General features: G+C 32.6%; 17 protein-coding genes. 11 read left to right on the top strand and 6 right to left on the bottom strand.

Annotation, left to right across the window (positions count from 1 at the left end; translation table 11 throughout):
- Window positions 1-5 precede the first annotated feature (5 nt).
- The 9 genes from grpE to secF all read left to right on the top strand — a co-directional run bounded on the left by grpE (window position 6) and on the right by secF (window position 9,551).
- Window positions 6-599: a nucleotide exchange factor GrpE gene (grpE, locus tag QZ357_RS01895; protein WP_290771185.1), complete on the top strand. Its 594-nt coding sequence runs from the start codon at window positions 6-8 to the stop codon at window positions 597-599.
- Between the two features lie 23 nt (window positions 600-622).
- Complete coding sequence (gene dnaK, locus QZ357_RS01890; protein WP_290771183.1) at window positions 623-2,479, top strand: molecular chaperone DnaK; 1,857 nt, start codon at window positions 623-625, stop codon at window positions 2,477-2,479.
- 71 nt (window positions 2,480-2,550) lie between these two features.
- A complete protein-coding gene (dnaJ, locus tag QZ357_RS01885) occupies window positions 2,551-3,690 on the top strand; it encodes a molecular chaperone DnaJ (RefSeq protein WP_290771181.1) in 1,140 nt (379 codons plus the stop codon).
- A gap of 244 nt (window positions 3,691-3,934) precedes the next feature.
- Entirely contained in the window at window positions 3,935-5,089 is a 1,155-nt protein-coding gene (locus QZ357_RS01880; protein ID WP_290771179.1) for a cysteine desulfurase family protein, read from the top strand.
- 14 nt (window positions 5,090-5,103) lie between these two features.
- Window positions 5,104-5,481: an iron-sulfur cluster assembly scaffold protein gene (locus QZ357_RS01875; protein ID WP_290771177.1), complete on the top strand. Its 378-nt coding sequence runs from the start codon at window positions 5,104-5,106 to the stop codon at window positions 5,479-5,481.
- Window positions 5,482-5,548: 67 nt separating this feature from the next.
- Window positions 5,549-5,683 (top strand): six-cysteine ranthipeptide SCIFF, encoded by a 135-nt coding sequence (gene scfA, locus QZ357_RS01870; RefSeq protein ID WP_083781768.1) that lies wholly within the window; start codon window positions 5,549-5,551, stop codon window positions 5,681-5,683.
- Between the two features lie 62 nt (window positions 5,684-5,745).
- Window positions 5,746-7,110, top strand: coding sequence for a thioether cross-link-forming SCIFF peptide maturase (scfB, locus tag QZ357_RS01865; protein WP_290771173.1), 1,365 nt, complete (start codon window positions 5,746-5,748; stop codon window positions 7,108-7,110).
- A gap of 55 nt (window positions 7,111-7,165) precedes the next feature.
- On the top strand, window positions 7,166-8,452 hold the full coding sequence (secD, locus tag QZ357_RS01860; protein ID WP_290771170.1) for a protein translocase subunit SecD: 1,287 nt from the start codon (window positions 7,166-7,168) through the stop codon (window positions 8,450-8,452).
- Entirely contained in the window at window positions 8,445-9,551 is a 1,107-nt protein-coding gene (gene secF, locus QZ357_RS01855) for a protein translocase subunit SecF (RefSeq protein ID WP_290771168.1), read from the top strand. The genes secD and secF overlap by 8 nt, the downstream gene beginning before the upstream one ends.
- Before the next feature lie 96 nt (window positions 9,552-9,647).
- Here the strand turns inward: secF and QZ357_RS01850 are convergent, their stop codons facing one another.
- From QZ357_RS01850 to QZ357_RS01840, 3 genes are read right to left on the bottom strand one after another with little or no spacing between them, the layout of a single operon-like run.
- The gene (locus tag QZ357_RS01850; RefSeq protein ID WP_290771166.1) at window positions 9,648-11,492 is read right to left on the bottom strand and encodes a heavy metal translocating P-type ATPase; all 1,845 of its coding nucleotides are present in this window, start codon (window positions 11,490-11,492) and stop codon (window positions 9,648-9,650) included.
- A gap of 26 nt (window positions 11,493-11,518) precedes the next feature.
- A complete protein-coding gene (locus QZ357_RS01845; protein WP_290771164.1) occupies window positions 11,519-11,734 on the bottom strand; it encodes a cation transporter in 216 nt (71 codons plus the stop codon).
- Between the two features lie 22 nt (window positions 11,735-11,756).
- Complete coding sequence (locus QZ357_RS01840) at window positions 11,757-12,113, bottom strand: metalloregulator ArsR/SmtB family transcription factor (protein WP_290771161.1); 357 nt, start codon at window positions 12,111-12,113, stop codon at window positions 11,757-11,759.
- 554 nt (window positions 12,114-12,667) lie between these two features.
- Between QZ357_RS01840 and QZ357_RS01835 the strand changes: the two genes are divergently transcribed.
- Window positions 12,668-14,035 (top strand): TrpB-like pyridoxal phosphate-dependent enzyme, encoded by a 1,368-nt coding sequence (locus QZ357_RS01835; protein ID WP_290771159.1) that lies wholly within the window; start codon window positions 12,668-12,670, stop codon window positions 14,033-14,035.
- Window positions 14,036-14,097: 62 nt separating this feature from the next.
- Here QZ357_RS01835 and QZ357_RS01830 read toward each other — a convergent pair whose 3' ends face one another.
- The 3 genes from QZ357_RS01830 to QZ357_RS01820 all read right to left on the bottom strand — a co-directional run bounded on the left by QZ357_RS01830 (window position 14,098) and on the right by QZ357_RS01820 (window position 16,729).
- A complete protein-coding gene (locus tag QZ357_RS01830; protein WP_290771157.1) occupies window positions 14,098-14,562 on the bottom strand; it encodes a hypothetical protein in 465 nt (154 codons plus the stop codon).
- Between the two features lie 60 nt (window positions 14,563-14,622).
- Complete coding sequence (locus QZ357_RS01825; protein WP_290771155.1) at window positions 14,623-15,933, bottom strand: DUF308 domain-containing protein; 1,311 nt, start codon at window positions 15,931-15,933, stop codon at window positions 14,623-14,625.
- Window positions 15,934-16,195: 262 nt separating this feature from the next.
- Window positions 16,196-16,729, bottom strand: coding sequence for a DJ-1/PfpI family protein (locus tag QZ357_RS01820; protein WP_290771153.1), 534 nt, complete (start codon window positions 16,727-16,729; stop codon window positions 16,196-16,198).
- A 250-nt stretch (window positions 16,730-16,979) separates the two neighbouring features.
- On the opposite strand from QZ357_RS01820, the gene QZ357_RS01815 reads away from it, so the two are divergent.
- Window positions 16,980-18,483 (top strand): sigma-54-dependent transcriptional regulator (locus QZ357_RS01815; protein WP_290771151.1); only part of this gene is annotated, 1,504 nt, incomplete at its 3' end.

Raw genomic sequence — 18,483 nt, 5'->3', positions numbered from 1 at the left:
GCTGAATGAGTAATGATAATATAAAAGATATAAATGAACTTAGAAAAGAAAAAGAAGAAAAAGAAAAGAAAAAAAATATGAAAGATGAAACAAAAGAAGTGAAAAAAGAAAAAAATACAGAAGAAAAAAAAGTTGATGATAAAAAAGAAGAGGTGAAGAGCGAAAGTTTTGAGGATAAGTACAATAAACTTAATGAAAGCTATTTAAGAATTCTTGCCGATTTTGATAATTATAAAAAAAGAGCGGCAAAGGATAAAGAAGCCATGATTATCTATTCTACATCAAAGTTTGCCGAAGGTTTGTTTCCTATAATAGATAATTTTAAGAGAGCTTTGGATAGTGAGGAAAATAAAGAAAGTGGTTTTTATGAAGGTGTCAACATGATATTCACTCAGTTAAGCGAGCTTTTGAAAAGTGAGGGGATTGAAGTTATACAAGCTTTAGATGATAAATTTGATCCTAATAAGCATAATGCGGTTGCAGTGGATAAAGTTGATGATAAGGAAGACAATATCGTGCTTGAAGTATTTCAGGACGGATATATATATAAAGAAAAAGTCTTAAGACCAAGTATGGTCAAGGTAAATAAGTTAAAATAGATTATGTAAAGGAGAGATTTAAAATGAGTAAAGAAAAAATTATAGGTATCGACTTAGGTACTACAAATTCATGTGTATCAGTATTGGAAGGTGGAGAAGCCGTAGTAATTGCCAATGCGGAAGGTGCAAGAACAACTCCTTCTGTAGTTGCATTTACAAATGACGGTGAAAGATTAATCGGTCAGGTTGCAAAAAACCAAGCCGTAACAAATCCCGATAAAACAGTTGCTTCAATTAAGAGACATATGGGAAGCGATTATAAAGTGGACATTGAAGGAAAACAATATACTCCACAAGAAATTTCAGCATTTATATTGCAAAAACTAAAGAAAGATGCTGAAAGTTATTTAGGTCAAACAGTTTCAAAGGCTGTAATCACCGTTCCTGCGTACTTCTCTGATGCGCAAAGACAAGCTACCAAAGATGCAGGTAAGATTGCAGGTTTGGAAGTATTAAGAATTATAAACGAACCTACAGCCGCAGCTCTTGCTTATGGACTTGAAAAAGAAGAAAATCAAACGGTTATGATTTTCGATCTTGGTGGAGGAACATTTGATGTTTCTATCTTAGAACTTGCAGATGGTGTTTTTGAAGTTAAAGCAACAAACGGTAATAACCACTTAGGTGGAGATGACTTTGATAACAAGATCATAAATTATTTAATTGATGAATTTAAGAAATCAAACGGTATAGACTTAAGCGGCGATAAGATGGCTATGCAAAGATTAAAAGAAAGTGCTGAAAAAGCGAAAATAGAACTTTCAAGCAAAACAACCGCACAAATAAATATTCCGTTTATTACAATGGATGCTGCAGGTCCTAAACATTTAGATGTTACATTGACAAGAGCTAAGTTTGATGAGCTTACTGCAGACCTTGTTGAAGCTACTATGGAACCTGTAAGAAAAGCTATTGCAGATTCAGGTTTATCTTCAAGCGCTATAAATAAAGTAGTATTGGTTGGTGGTTCTACAAGAATTCCTGCAGTACAGGAAGCTGTTAAGAAAATTACAGGCAAAGATGCCGATAAAGGTATAAATCCAGACGAATGTGTTGCTATTGGTGCAGCTATTCAAGGTGGGGTTCTTGCAGGGGATGTTCAAGATGTATTACTTCTTGATGTAACTCCTTTATCTCTTGGTATTGAAACACTGGGCGGTGTATTTACGAAATTGATAGAAAGAAATACAACTATTCCTACAAAGAAAAGTCAAGTATTTTCTACAGCGGCTGACGGACAAACAGCTGTGGATATTCATGTTCTTCAAGGTGAAAGAGGGATGGCAAGCGGAAACAAAACTTTGGGACGTTTCCAATTAACAGGAATTCCTTCAGCTCCAAGAGGAGTGCCTCAAATTGAAGTAACATTTGATATTGATGCTAATGGTATTGTTAATGTTACGGCAAAAGATCTTGGAACAGGAAAAGAACAAAACGTCGTTATTCAATCGTCTTCTAATATGTCAAAAGAAGATATTGATAAAGCTGTAAAAGAAGCTGAACAATATGCAAACGAAGATAAAGCAAAAGAAGAAGAAATCAATATAAGAAATAATGCCGATGCAGCAGTATACAATGCTGAAAAAACTTTAAAAGATTTAGGGGACAAAGTATCTGAAAGTGAAAAATCTGGAGTAGAGGATGCAATTAAAGACCTTAAAGAAAAATTGGAAGGCAGTGATACTGAAGCTATTAAATCTGCAACAGAAAAATTAAGTGAAGCTTTATACCCAATTGCTGAAAAATTATACTCTGAACAAGCGGCTCAAAACGGTTCTGCGGCAGGCGCAAATACTGCAGGTGCTGAAAATACCGATAAAAAAGACGATGATAATGTTGTAGACGCAGATTATGAAGTTGTAGATGATGACGACAAATAATTAAACTGACTTCACCCTGCTTTTAATGTTTGCAGGGTGATTTTTCATAATAGATAAGGGAGTAAACAATAATGTCAAAAAGAGATTATTACGAGGTTTTAGGTATTGATAAAAGTGCCGGCGAAGACGAGATAAAAAAAGCTTACAGAAAGTTGGCAATGAAATATCATCCGGACAGAAACCCTGATAATAAAGAGGCAGAAGAAAAATTCAAAGAAATAAATGAAGCATATGAAGTTTTATCAGATGCCGATAAAAAAGCCAAATATGATCAGTTCGGACATGCAGCTTTTGATCCTAATATGGGTGGCGGTGCAGGTTTTGGAGGCGCCGGATTCGGTGGATTTGAGGATATGTTCGGTGATATTTTCGGTTCTATGTTTGGCGGTGGATTTTCTTCCGGAGCGTCAAGGCAGAATGTACGTCAAAAGGGCAGAGATTTAAGAGTAAATTTATCTTTATCATTTGAAGAAGCTGTATTTGGATGCAAAAAAGAAATTAAACTAAAAAGAACGGAAACCTGTGATACCTGTGCTGGTAAAGGTGCCGTTAACGATGCAGATATAAAAACTTGTGATAAATGTCATGGAACAGGTCAGGTAAGAGTAACTCAGCAAAGTTTATTCGGAACCGTTCAAACCGTTAAAACCTGTGATGAATGTCACGGAACGGGTAAGAAAATCGTAAAACCTTGTCCTAAATGTCATGGAGAGGGAAACGTGAAGAAGCAAAGAACTCTTTCAATAAGAATTCCTGCGGGAGTGGATACCGGAAGCGTTCTACCTCTTAGAGGAGAGGGTGAAGCTGGTAAAAACGGAGGTCCTAACGGAGATGTATATATTTATATTTCGGTTAGACCTCATGCAATATTTACAAGAGAAGACAATGACATTTACTGTGAAATACCTATTACTTTTGTTCAGGCCGCTTTAGGAGACAGTATAATGGTTCCTACTGTAGACGGTAAAGTTAAGCTTAAAATACCGGAAGGTACACAGTCTGGGCAAGTATTTAAATTAAAAGGTAAAGGTGTTCAAAATCCTAACGGGTTCGGAAAAGGAAATGAATATGTGGAAATAAAAGTTGAAGTCCCGAAGAATTTAACAGAGAAACAAAAATCAAAACTCAGAGAATTCGGGGATATGTCAAATGATAAAAATCATGAACAAAGTAAAAGTTTTTGGGATAAAGTAAAAGATAACTTTAAATAAAAGACCTCATATGAGGTCTTTTTTATTTAAACTTAGATAAGTATAGAGTTTATTTTTTAGTGGAGTCCATGTGGGACAGTGCTATTTTAGAAGTTTAATTTGTAATAACAATTTACAGAATATTGCAATCGTTTTATATTGATATAAATGAAAAAAAAATAAAAATTAACGATATTTTCTTGAAATATCGTTTTTTTTTACTTATTATATCCATACTACAATGGTAGGGAAGGAGATAAATATAATGAGAGTATATTTAGATAATGCTGCGACTACCAGACCTTATGATGATGTACGAGATATAATAAACGAATATAATGACAAATATTATGCCAATGCATCATCTCTCCATTCTTTTGGCAGAGATGCGAGGAAGGGAATAGAGTGGGCAAGAGAAGAGGTTGCGGATTTAATAAATGCTTCTGCAAGAGAAATAATTTTTACTTCCGGAGCAACGGAAAGTGACAATTGGGCCATCAGAGGAGCTGCATATCATAATATAAATAAAGGTAAACATATTATAACTTCATCCATAGAACATCATGCTGTTCTTCATACGTGTAAACAACTTGAGAAAGAAGGGTTTGAAGTTACTTATCTTCCTGTGGATGAGGATGGTAATATAAGTTTGAGAAATCTGAAAGATGCCATCAGAAAAGATACTATTTTGATAAGTATAATGGCAGCAAACAATGAGATAGGAACCATTGAACCTATCAAAGAAATAGGAGAAATAGCCAGAAAGAAAGGTATTTTATTCCATACAGATGCTGTTCAAGCAATAGGGAAGATGGATATTGATGTGGAAAAGATGAACATAGACTTGTTGTCAATGTCCGCACATAAAATTCACGGTCCCAAGGGGATAGGTTTTTTATATATTAACAAAAAAGTACGTATTGATATTTTTATGCAAGGCGGAGGACAAGAGAGAGCCCTAAGAGCCGGTACGTATAATGCCCCTTGTATTGCGGGAATGGGAAAAGCTGTGGAGATAACAAAGAGAGATATGGTTAAGGATATTGCATCTATGAAAGAATTAAGGGATTATTTCATAGATGATATTATGAAAAGCGTTCCCGACACCATATTGAACGGAAGCAGAGAGAGAAGGCTTTGCAATAATGTGAATTTTACTTTTAAAGGTATAGAAGGGGAAGCCTTTTTATATGCTCTTGATCTTAAGGGTATTGCTTGTTCGACAGGTTCGGCCTGCACTGCGGATTCGGGCAGTGAATCTCATGTGATTGATGCTTTAGGTGAAAATAATAAGTTTGAAATAGGTGCAAGTGTAAGATTTTCGTTAAGTAAATTTACTACAAAGGAAGAAATTGATTATACTATAAAAATATTAAAAGAAACAGTTGAAAAATTAAGGGCATTGAGTCCGTTTTATTAAGGAGGATATTAATTATGTATAACGATATTGTATTAGATCACTTTCAAAACCCAAGAAATGTTGGTGTTATAGAAGATGCAACTGTTGTTGCAAAAGAAGCCAGTCCGTCTTGCGGTGATACAACAGAATTTTTCTTGAAAATAGATGATAATGATGTGATTACGGATATTAAATTCAGGACTTTTGGATGCGCTGCCGCTATAGCCAGTGCAAGTATGTCAACTGAGCTTATAAAGGGAAAAACAGTTAAGGAAGCGAGAGAAATTACAAATAAAATGGTTGTTGAATCGTTAGGTGGGCTTCCTTCTGCAAAAGTGCATTGTTCGGTACTGGCAGAAGGTGTTATTAATAAGGCCTTGGATGATTATGAAGAAATGAAAAAGAACAAATAAACTAGGTTGTAAATACTGTTGCTTTATGATATAATTCTAGGAAGAAAATATTTTTCGGAGGATGAAAATGAAACATATTAAAAAAGTGAACGAAGTAAGAGAAGATAGAAAAAACAAAGGTTGCGGTGAATGTGCAACATCTTGTCAATCAGCATGCAAGACTTCTTGTACTGTTGGAAACCAACCTTGTGAAAATAAATAAGGAAAAAATAATAGAATAAAAAAAGCAACCTTAAGGTTGCCTTTTTTAAGTTAGAGGAAGATATGGGTATATATAAATATAAATTCAAAGATAAATATATAGTATTGGATGTAAACTCTTCGCTTGTATATGATGTGGATCAAATGACATATGATGTTTTGGATTATTATAAAAATAAAAGTGAAGATGAAATTACGGATATTTTAAAAAGCAAGTATGATGAAAATGAAATCAAAGAGGTAATCGGAGAAATAAAAGAGCTGGAAAATGAAAACAGGCTGTATACTCCGGAAAAAAAGGTAAACAGAAAACTTTACGAAAAGGGTATTGTAAAGGCTATGTGTTTGCATGTTTCGCATGATTGTAATCTTGCATGTAGATATTGCTTTGCTTCAGGTGGCAATTTCAATATGAAAAAAGAAGTAATGAATATTGAAACGGCAAAAAAAGCAATAGATTTTATTATTAACAATTCCGGAAACAAGGTTCATTTGGAAGTGGATTTCTTTGGAGGAGAGCCTCTTTTGAACTTTGATGTTGTTAAAGAAACTGTTGAATATGCAAAAGAAGAGGCAAAAAAACACGGTAAAATATTCAGGTTTACTTTGACTACCAATTGTGTTCTTTTAAACGATGAAATCATAGACTACATAAATAAAGAAATGTATAACGTCGTTTTGTCAATTGACGGAAGAAAAGAAATAAATGATTATACAAGACCTACCGCAAATGGTAAAGGAAGTTATGATTTGATAATAGAAAACATAAAGAAGGTTGCTAAATCAAGAGACGCACTTGGACTTGACTATTATATAAGGGGTACATATACAAAGCATAATTTGGATTTTTACAAAGATGTTGAACATTTTTCTGATTTGGGACTGAAACAACTTTCGGTTGAAAGTGTTGTTGCGGATGAGCATGAAGATTATGCAATAACAAAAGAAGATTTGCCTACAATTATGGAAAGTTATGATAAATTAACAGATATATACTTAAGTAGACTCGGAACCGATAAAGAATTCAGATTTTTCCATTTTAACGTAGATTTAGACGGTGGTAAATGTGAATATAAAAGGGTTTCCGGTTGCGGTGCGGGTTGTGAATATGTAGCGGTTACTCCTTTTGGGGATATTTATCCTTGTCATCAGTTTGTCGGCAATACAGATTTCGTAATGGGAAATTTAAATGACGGTATAACAAATGAGAATATAAGAAATGATTTTTACTCTTCAAATAGTGTTCTTGATAAAAAGGAATGTGAAGATTGTTTTTGTAAATATTTTTGCGGCGGTGGATGTCACGCCAACAGTTATAACTTCAATGGCAATATAAACGGCATATATGAAGTCGGATGTGATATTTTAAGAAAAAGAATAGAGTGTGCGATTTATATAAAATGTAAAGAAAAAGACCTTGTTGATTAGGTAATGTAAAAGAATTAAAATAAAAAAATGATTATAAGGATTAGGAGATGGGTATATGAAAAAGAAGAATGGGCTTAAGATGTTTCTTATCTTGGCCATTGTTGCTTTTTGTTATTATCTTTTTATGTTTGGTTTGCCGCTTAGTAACGTAATCGGTATTTATGATATAGAACCGATGAAAGACACGATTAACTATGGACTTGATTTAACGGGCGGAGTAAATGTGGTTTTACAGGCAAAAGAGAGTGATGGCAACAAAGTAACCGATGAAACTTTGGATAAAGCTGTTGAGACGATACGTACACGTATAGATTCTTTGGGGGTTAAAGAACCTACAATTTCAAAACAGGGTGATGACAAAATAAGAGTATCAATACCGGATGTAGAAGATCAAGAAGAGGCTCTTTCAATGATAGGGAAGACCGCAAAGCTTGAGTTTGTTGATCCTGACGGCAATGTTATTTTGGATGGCGGAAGTGTAAAAAGTGCCAAGTACGAAATTCAAAAAGCGAATAACTATGTAGAAGAGCCTGTTGTGTCTTTGGAATTTAATGAAGAAGGTGCAAAAGCTTTTGCTGAAGCTACTGAAAAGAATATCGGGAAAGTTATTTCCATAGAACTTGACGGGGAAAAGATATCCACTCCGACGGTACAAACGGCTATAACAGACGGTAAGTGTGTAATCACAGGAATGAAAGACGGAGAAGAGGCAACACAGCTTGCAACGCTTATAAAAGCAGGCTCATTGCCTGTTGATTTGGAAGCGGTTGAAGTCAGAACAATAGGACCTACTTTGGGGCAGGATTCATTAAGTAAGAGTCTGACTGCCGGGCTTATCGGCGTAGGAATTGTTTTCTTATTTATGATAGTAGTATATCTTCTTCCGGGAGTAGTTGCTGATATTTCTCTTGCTATATATATTATCATATATCTTATATTAATGTCTGGTCTCGGTGTTACTCTGACACTGCCTGGTATTGCAGGGATTATTCTTTCTATCGGTATGGCAGTAGACAGTAATGTAATTATATTTGAGAGAATGAAAGAGGAACTAAGAAGCGGGAAATCCATAAGAGGTGCTATAGATGCAGGATTTTCAAGAGCTCTTACTTCTATTATAGATGCGAATATCACAACAGTTATTGCTGGACTTGTTTTATTCTTCTTAGGTGCAGGAACAATAAAGGGTTTTGCTCTTACATTGATGGTCGGTGTTATGGTAAGTATGTTTACGGCAGTCTTTGTAACCAAAAAGCTGATGATTATGATTACATCTTTTAAGGGTTGTGACAATTTAAAATTATTCGGTATAAAAAGTATGGGAGGTAATAATAATGAATAATGGATTTAACATTAATTTTGCCAAACATGCAAAAAAATATATATGTATAGCTCTTGCTTTAATCGTGGTTTCTTTTGGAGCAATGCTTTTTAGAGGTCTTGATTTCGGTATAGATTTCAGAGGCGGTACTATCATAACCATTGAGCTTAATCAAAAGTTTGATGCCGATGAAATAAGAGATATAACGAATAAATATGACTCAAGAGCCGAAATAACCACTGCTGGGGATGAAGGCACTCAAGTTGTAATAAGTACAAGCAAATCTTTAAATAACGAGCAACGAAATATTTTGTTTGGTGAGTTTGAAAAGAAATATAATTTGGATAATGAAGACTTACTCTCTATAGATAACGTTGACGGCGTAATAGGAAATGAATTAAAGTCTATGGCTGTTAAGGCATGTATAATTGCCGTAATATGTATGCTTGTTTATATCACATTGCGTTTTGAGTTTTTGCAGGGTGTGTGTTCTGTTTTTTGTTTAATGCATGATATTATAATTGTTATAGGTGTATTTGCTGCTTTCCAGATACAGATAAATTCTTCATTTATAGCGGCATTGCTTACTATTTTAGGGTATTCGATTAACAGTACCATTGTTACATTCGACAGACTAAGAGAGAATACAGCTAAAGTAAAACCCGGTGATTATGCGACTTTGACGAATATGAGTATAAATCAGACTATTAAACGTTCAATAAATACATCCCTTACTACTATATTAGCAATAACTCCGTTATTGCTTTTAGGTACAACTTCTATTAAAGAATTTGTATTTCCTATGATTGTCGGATTTATTGCTGGAACTTTTTCTTCTGTGTGTGTTGCTGCTCCTTTATGGTATTTAATCAGAGAAAGACAAAAGTTGAAGGATCCTAAAAGTATTCATAGACCTGTTAAAAAGCAACCAAAGCCTATTAATCAGGATCTTATGGATGCGGATTTTCAAAATAGTGAATATGCTTATAATCAAAATTACGAACAAATCACTTATGAAGAAAAGAGTGAAGATGAGCTTTTAAAAGAGAAAGAAGAGAAAAAGGCAAGAAGAAAAGCCAGAAAAGAGCGAAAAAAAGGAAGAAAAAAAGGACAAAGATAGGTTATAAAAAATAAAAGACCCGAATTAATCGGGTCTTTTATTGAAATCATGGATAAATAATCAGTCAAAAGCAGATATAATTTATCTGCTTTTGTTTTATTCTTTGTATCTTAAAACTCTTATTGCATTTAAAATTGCTATTACGGCAACTCCGACATCTGCGAAAATAGCTTCCCACATTGTTGCCATTCCGAATGCTCCCAGTATCATAACACCTATTTTTACCGATAATGCTATTACAATATTTTGTTTGACAATACTCAGTGTTTTTTTTGATATTCTGTATCCTGTCATCAATTTACTTGGCTCGTCTGTCATTATTACTATGTCACTGGCTTCTATTGCAGCATCGCTGCCAAGTCCTCCCATTGCAACACCTATGTCTGCCATAGTAAGTACAGGTGCGTCATTTAATCCGTCTCCGACAAATACAAGTTTACCTTTTTCTGATTTTGTTTTCATTAAGTCTTTTACTTTATTTACTTTATCTATAGGTAAAAGTTGTGTATAAACTTCATCAATTCCTATTTCATTTGCAACATATTTTCCTATTTCCGTTTTATCACCGGTTAACATTACTGTTTTTTTGATTCCCGCATTTTTAAGTTCCCTAACTATCTGTTTTGAATCTTCTTTTATTTCATCCCTAAGTACAATGCTTCCGAGAAATTTATCGGCTTTGCTTATATACAAAACGGTTCCTATACTGTTTATTTCTTTTGCCTTTATATTATTTTTTGCCATTAAGTCGAATTTTCCGATTAATACTTCTTCGCCCTCTACTGTTGCTTTGACTCCGAATCCTGCAAGTTCTTGTACATCCGATACTTTTGAATTATCAATCTCTTTGCCGTATTCATTTTTCACTGAAAGAGCAATTGGATGGTTTGAAAATATTTCTGCGTATGCTGCTGTTTCGATTAATTCCTCTTTGGAAATATTATCTTCATTGTAAATTTCTTCTACTTTAAATACGCCTTTTGTAAGTGTACCGGTCTTGTCAAAAACCATAATTTCACTTTTTGAAAGAGCTTCCAGGTAGTTGCTTCCTTTTACAAGTACTCCGCTGCTGCTGGCTGCTCCAATGCCACCAAAGAATCCGAGAGGAATTGATATTACAAGAGCACAAGGACAAGATATAACCAAGAATATAAGAGCTCTGTATATCCAATCATTAAATGGTTGAGCTAAAAATATAGGTGGAAGTATCGCCAATGCTAGTGCACAAAATACAACTATAGGAGTATAATATTTTGCGAATACGGAAATAAAGTTTTCTGTATGAGATTTTTCACTGCTTGCGCTTTCTATCAGTTCAAGTATTTTTGCTGCAGTGGATTCGTCAAATTCTTTTGTTACTTTTACTTTTAAAATTCCGTTTAGATTTATGCATCCGCTTAGGATTTCATCATCTTCTTTTACTTCTATAGGTATGGATTCTCCCGTTAGTGCCGAAGTATCCAATGTTGAGTGTCCCTTTGTTATAATTCCGTCTAATGGTACTTTTTCTCCGGGTTTGATTATTATTTCATCTCCAGGTTTTATATTTTCAGGATCTACTTTTATTATTTTTCCGTCTTGTTCTATATTTGCATAATCCGGGCATATATCCATTAAATCTCCGATTGATTTTCTGGATTTATTTACGGCATAACTTTGGAACCATTCACCTACCTGATAAAAAATCATAACAGCCGCACCTTCAGCATAATCACTTAAAATGATTGAGCCTATGGATGCTATTGTCATCAAAAAATTTTCGTCGAAAACTTTACCTTTTAATATATTTTTAAAAGCTTTTAGTAAAACATCGTAACCTGCTATTATATAAGCAGAAAGGTAAAGAATCATTTGCGTGATTTCGTTTGTCAGTATGAAACCTGCTGCAAATAAGAATAATGCGGCTAAAATTTTGTACAACTTTTTTTTCTGTTTATCCATGACTGTAAGTCCTTTCTGTATCTTGATTATAATATTACAGCTTCCTCATCCACATTTTTTACTGCTTTTCTTGCTTGTTCCAGTATACTTTCGAATTTGTCGTCGTCTGCTTCAATGGTTAATTTTTGCAACATAAAATTAATGTTTGCTGTTTTGACTCCGTCAATTTTTCTTATTGCTTCTTCCATTTCCATTGCACAGTGAGCACAATCAATATTATTCATTTTTAGTTTCTTTTTCATTTTTTATTCTCCTTTTATTTTGTTATTCTTCTATATGTTCAATTCCTTGATTTAATATAGTCATTACATGTTGATCTGCCAAAGAATAGAATACTGTTTTGCCTTCTTTTCTGTTTTTTATGAGTTTTGCCTGTTTTAAATTCTTTAACTGATGAGATACTGCAGATTGGGTCATATTTAGTATATTTGCAATATCGCATACACACATTTCACTTACCAATAGTGCATTTAAAATTTTTATTCTGGTGCTGTCACCGAATACTTTGAATAATTCTGCCAAATTATAAAGTTCTTCTTCATTTGGCATTTTTTCGTGGACTTTTTTTACAATATCTTCGTGTATATGTTTAAGTTCACACATTTCAATATTTTTTTCCATAGTTTTATTAACTCCTTAATAATATATGAATATCTGTTCATATGTTATTATATTCAAATATATTCAAAAGTCAACATTTTTATAAAATAAATTTTTTGTTTTGATTTAAATTTGTCTAGAGTATTTTAATAAATTTATGAATATAATATATAAATACTCAATGTTATTTTATGGTTTAAATATAATTTATAAAATTTTCAAAATATTCTTGACTTTTTATTGTTTATACTTTAATATATATAAAAATTGAATCAATTATAAACCATATAGATGAGAGTAAGTAGTTGAATAATTATATTTTACAGAGAGTCGATGGTTGGTGTGAATCGATAAATATGTATTTAATGAATGGACTTATCTTGGGCAGTGAACAAATCATTTTGAGAGTATTTGCTGACGGGATCTCCGCCTGTTATAAAGGGAGCATATATGATAGTATATGATAAAGCGGCTTTTAGCAATTTGGGTGGTACCGCAGGAATTTAGTAATCTAACTCTTGTCCCTTAGTTTGGGATAAGAGTTTTTTTTATAAAATGAAAAAGGAGAAAAAAATATGAAAGAAAAAATACCGTACAAGATATATTTAACGGAAGAAGAGATGCCTAAGAAATGGTATAATGTAAAAGCGGATATGAAAGAGCAACATGAACCTTTTTTAAATCCGGCTACTGGAAAACCCGTAACGGCTGAGGAATTAAAGCCTATTTTTTGTGATGAGCTTATAGAACAGGAATTAGATACAACGACAAGATATTTTGATATTCCTGAAGAAATATTGGAATTTTATAAAATGTACAGACCTTCACCATTGGTAAGAGCATATTTTTTAGAAAAATATTTAGATACGCCTGCTCATATTTATTATAAATATGAAGGTACCAATACCTCAGGTTCTCACAAACTTAATACTGCAATTGCGCAAACTTATTATGCGAAAAAGCAAGGGGTAAAAGGGCTTACTACGGAAACAGGGGCAGGACAATGGGGAACTGCCATGTCTATGGCCTGTGCTTATTTTAATCTTCCTTTGAAAGTATTTATGGTTAAAGTTTCTTCTGAACAAAAGCCTTATAGAAAAGCCGTAATTCAGACATATGGAGGGGAGGTAATTCCTTCTCCGTCTGAAACAACCAATGTTGGAAGAAAAATTTTAGCTGAAAATCCGGGAACAGGCGGAAGTCTGGGGTGCGCTATATCAGAAGCGGTTGAAGAGGCCGTCAAGAATAATTACAAATATGTTTTAGGTTCTGTTTTAGATCATGTTGTTATGCATCAAAGTATTATCGGACTTGAAACGAAAGCGGCACTTGAGAAATATGATATCGAACCAGATATAATAATAGGTTGTGCCGGTGGTGGCTCAAATCTTGGAGGACTTATAGGGGTCTTTGCCGGAGATAAAATTCAGGGTAAAAATAATATACATTTTATCGCTGTTGAACCAAAATCTTGCCCTTCTATGACAAGAGGTAAATATGCTTATGATTTTTGTGATACTGGCAAAACAACGCCTTTGGCTAAAATGTATACCTTAGGCAGCGGATTCATTCCTTCTCCAAATCATGCAGGAGGGCTTAGGTATCATGGTATGAGTCCTGTGGTTTCTAAACTTTATCATGACGGTATTCTGGATGAAGCCAGAACTGTTGCTCAAAGTGATGTTTTCAAGGCTGCTACCGAATTTGCAAAAGTGGAAGGTATCTTGCCGGCTCCGGAATCATCTCATGCGATAAAAGTTGCAATGGATGAAGCTTTAAAATGCAAAGAAACCGGAGAAGAAAAGAATATTGTATTTGGACTTACAGGAACAGGGTATTTTGATATGTCTGCTTATATGCAGTACAATGAAGGTAAGATTACTGATCCTGAAATTACAGATGATATTTTAAGTAAAGGTTTTGACAGTTTGCCGAAATTATAAAAATAAGAGTTATGTTTGATGAAAATATTGACTATATATAAAAAAGCCCTTAAGGGGCTTTTTTATCTTAAATTTATAACCAGTTGACTGGAGTCTATGGTTTCATCGGTTCTGTATTTTATTGATTTGTTAAGTTTTACGGATATCTCGCTTTTGTTGTTGTTTTTGTTTTTTACCGATATTTTCTTTATTATTTTATTATGTTTGTAATCTGATATTCTTGCCGATTCTGCATTTACGTTGTCAAAAGATATTTTTATTTCTTTTTTGTTTTTTAAATAATGTATTGTATGGGTAGGGATTTTATCGGTGTCCTCAAAATCAATAATGACTTTTGTATCTCCTATTAAATCATTAATCCATATTTTTTTTATAGATGTATTATCCTTATCTTTCCCGCCTTTGAAAGTTTCGTCGGTTAAATAGTTGCTTTTTTCGTTTGTTTCATATTGTTTGATTGGATTGGAACAGGCAAAAAAGGTAGGAATAATTAAAATCATCAGGCATAATGTCAGTAATCTTTTCATATTTCCTCCTCACAGTTATTTATATTTATTTTCTGTAAAAAGGTCTGAAATATGCTTGGTTTATTTTACAATTCCTTTTGGATGATATGCGGTTTTAGTTATTACTATACTGTTTTTTCGTCTGAATTCTCTGTCGAAGTAATTATAATAAGCACCCGGAGAAATTATGCCGTTTAAGTTTAAAATATCGATTCCGGCTTGCCCCAATATAGAATCCGCAAATTTAACACAATTGGTATAAAATGTAAAATAATTCTTAAATTTACCTCTTTTTATTTTTCTGAACATCACATTATTTGATGTTGCAAGTTCACTTGCATAATCATCGTACGTTTTGTGTTTGTTTTTAAAATAATTGATAGGTGCCAGCCAACTGTATGAATTGGATATATGTTCGTCAAGTTTTAGTTTTACTTTTTCCGTTTGTTCTTCGGTTAATCTTAGTCCAAAATCAAATATTGTTTTTTCGTAATGTTCGTTACAAAATTTTATATAATTATCTTTATTGTCTATAAAAAACAGAACACCTTCTCCCATTGACGTTAGTAGTTTATATGAGGATTCGTCATAGTTTCCGTATGAAATGACATAGCCGTTAAATACTATATCCACATGACCGAACATGCCCGTACCGTTTTCTTTTACATGTATTAATACATCAAGGTTTGGGCTTAAGCCTACTTGATTTTTGTTTAAATTTAAATTTATGTTCGCTTTATTATCTTTGTCGTTGTTAATTAGGTCTGTTATTTTGTTTAAAGAGTTTTTTAATATGTTCATTGTAAATAAAACAGGTAATCTTACCGCAAATTTTCTTATAACTTTATTTGCATAGGATTTGGGTATTTCTTCGTCTATAAAGTCTGTAAATATCGTTATTCCGTAAAATATAAGATAAAGCCCTGTAAGTTTACTTATAATCAATGTTTTTACATAGAAATTCATTGTAAAAGTTAATATTGTTATGATAAAAAATATTATTGATTTAATAAGTGCAAATATTGAAAAGTATACATTGTTTTTTTTATTTTGATAAAATGTAATTAAATATATAATCCCCAGGCATGTTGAATAGAATATTACGAAAGCGGGAAAAATTATTAATATTAATTTAGGCTTTACAATAGATAAAATTCCCTGAATAAATATTGCACTGTCTCCGAGTAAAGACAGAATATTTCTTTGTTCTTTGTCCTTTATATAAAAGGAGTAAAATTTAGAAAGAGATGTATATATTAATATTGTTCCTGCAACTATAGGAAACCATTCCAAAAAGTTATCTGTTCTAAAAAAAATATAAAGTCCCAATGCAGTAAGTAACACCGATGATATAAATAAGTTTATTGCTGAAATATTTTTCTTAAAATTCATTTTATCTCCTTTTGGTTATGTTGTTTTCTTATTTTATCATCTTATTTGTTCTTTTGTTATATTATATAAAAAATTTAAGATTTTATTAAGATTTTCATCAATAACTATTTTATCCTAAATTCTATCATTTTAGTTATTTATATATTGTTAAATGAAATATTTTTATAAGTTAAGAATTTTATATTTTAAATATATGTGTACATATGATTTTTATATGATATAGCCTAGATATTTAATAAAAAGGCTTCCTTTCGGAAGCTTTTTAATAATATATTTCTTCTTTTATTTCTTTTTCTTTTTGCTCTCCCATTAAAGCTTTTAATATTGCAAAACCGAAGTCTATACTCGCTGCTGCACTTCTTCCGGTTATAATGTTTTTGTCCGTTACAACATATTCATCAACATATGTTCCTTTGAAGTCATCATTCATAGAAGTAAAACATGTGTATTTTTTGTTTTCTAAGTATCCTGCTCTTCCTAGAATTGTAGGACCTGCACAAATTGCACATATATATTTGTTTTTTTCATTAAATGATTTTATTAAATTTTGAACTTCATCGCTTGCTTCTATTGCTACATACTCAGGACCTCCCGGAAGAATTAATGCACTGTATCCTTCTTCTTTTATCTTTGAAAATGGTTTTAATTTCGTACAGGTAAGTCCGAATCTTCCGGTAGCGTCTTTATCCAAGAGTGAATATATGTCTACTTCGATTCCGCCTCTTCTTAGGATAGCGTATGTTCCTATAGCTTCTACTTCTTCAAATCCGTCTGTGATTATCATACAAACTTTCATTATATTTCTCCTTTGATGATTGTTATTATTTATATTATATCATTTTATTTTGTTTTTATGGGTTTTAAATATGATAAAACAAGAAAAATATCATTTTATCGTTATTTGTTTAAAGAGTGTAAAATATAGTATTTATTCGTTAGAAAATATCTTTTGTTTTGTATATTTATTTTATCTATTTGATTTTTTATACTAAAGTGTGTATGATTAATTTACACAGTGTTTAAATATATTGATATGAGAGGGCGATATGAATCGAAAAGAACTTGTATACAACTTATTAAATGAAAAACAAAAAAATTTTTTAAGTGTTTGTGATGTAAAAGATTTGGGTTTGGATGCAACGTACATATCTAATTTGTTGAATATTGACAGAAGTAATGTTAGCAGATATCTCAATGAATTGGCTAAAGAAGATAAAATCATAAAAATCGAGGGAAGGCCTGTTAAATTTGTGGATAAAGATACATTTTTAAAATGGGAAGCAAGCTGTCAAAATACGGATAATAATATTGATTTGACCGACCCTTTTTCCTCATTGATAGGTTCAAATTCCTCTCTAAAACCCTGTATAGAGCAGGCGAAATCTGCTGTATTGTATCCGCCAAGAGGGTTGCATACCCTTCTTACAGGTTCTACCGGAACAGGAAAAAGTACATTTGCGGAAAGAATATATGAATATGCAGTTCAAATGAATACGATTGAGGATAGTAAAAAATTCGTTGTATTTAATTGTGCTGAATATGCGGAAAACCCTCAACTTGTTATGTCTCAATTATTTGGGCACGTAAAAGGCTCTTTTACAGGAGCGGATAACGATAAAAAAGGATTGATTGATGAGGCTGACGGAGGAGTCCTTTTGCTTGATGAAATACACAGACTTTCTCCGGAATGTCAAGAATTATTGTTTATGCTTATGGATAAACATGTATTTAGAAGACTGGGAGAAACAGGTACTACCAGAAAAGCCGATGTTCTTATACTAGGTGCAACCACGGAAGATATAAATACATCTTTACTTCAGACTTTTATAAGAAGAATGCCTGTTACTATTAATCTCCCATCTTTAAAAGAAAGGCATCTTTCTGAAAGACTGCAACTTATTGAAAGTATGTTTGAATATGAGCAAAATAATATAGATGTACCTGTGAGAGTTCATAAAGATGCTCTTATAGCTTTGTTATTATATGAATGCAAAGGCAATGTGGGGCAGTTGAAAGCGGATATTCAACTTTTATGTGCAAGAGGTTTTTTGGAATATAAAATAAATCGCAGCGAATATGTTCAAATTGATGTTAATATTTTACCTGAACATATTCAAAAAGGGCTTTTATTAAAAAACAATAAAAATGATTTGATTGAGTTTTTAAAAGAATCGGAAGATTATCATTATTTTAATAAAGGAAATGTTTTGGTTGACAATAATGATAGTTTTCGATTAGTCGAACATATCAATGACAGGTATAACGATTATATAAAAATGGGAAGAAGCAACCGAGAGATAAGCAGCATTATCAATTCCGATTTGGAAATGTATTTTAAAGAGATATTTGACAAGTATAAAATTGACGAAGACAATATGCATAAAGAAAACCTTCTAAAACTCGTAGATATGAAAGTATTGGATACATGTGAGGATGCCATACAGTTTGCGGAGATGAAGCTTGGACGTGAGTTATCCGAGAGGATAAAAGTAGGTATGATCATGCATATCAATTCTATGTTGACAAGGCTTTCTTCGGGGGCTGGAATAA

The sequence above is a fragment of the Anaerofustis sp. genome (genome assembly GCF_019420015.1).
Taxonomy (GTDB): domain Bacteria; phylum Bacillota; class Clostridia; order Eubacteriales; family Anaerofustaceae; genus Anaerofustis.
The sequence above is the reverse complement of the archived record's forward strand: the minus strand, read 5'-3'. Positions and strand labels throughout refer to the sequence as shown.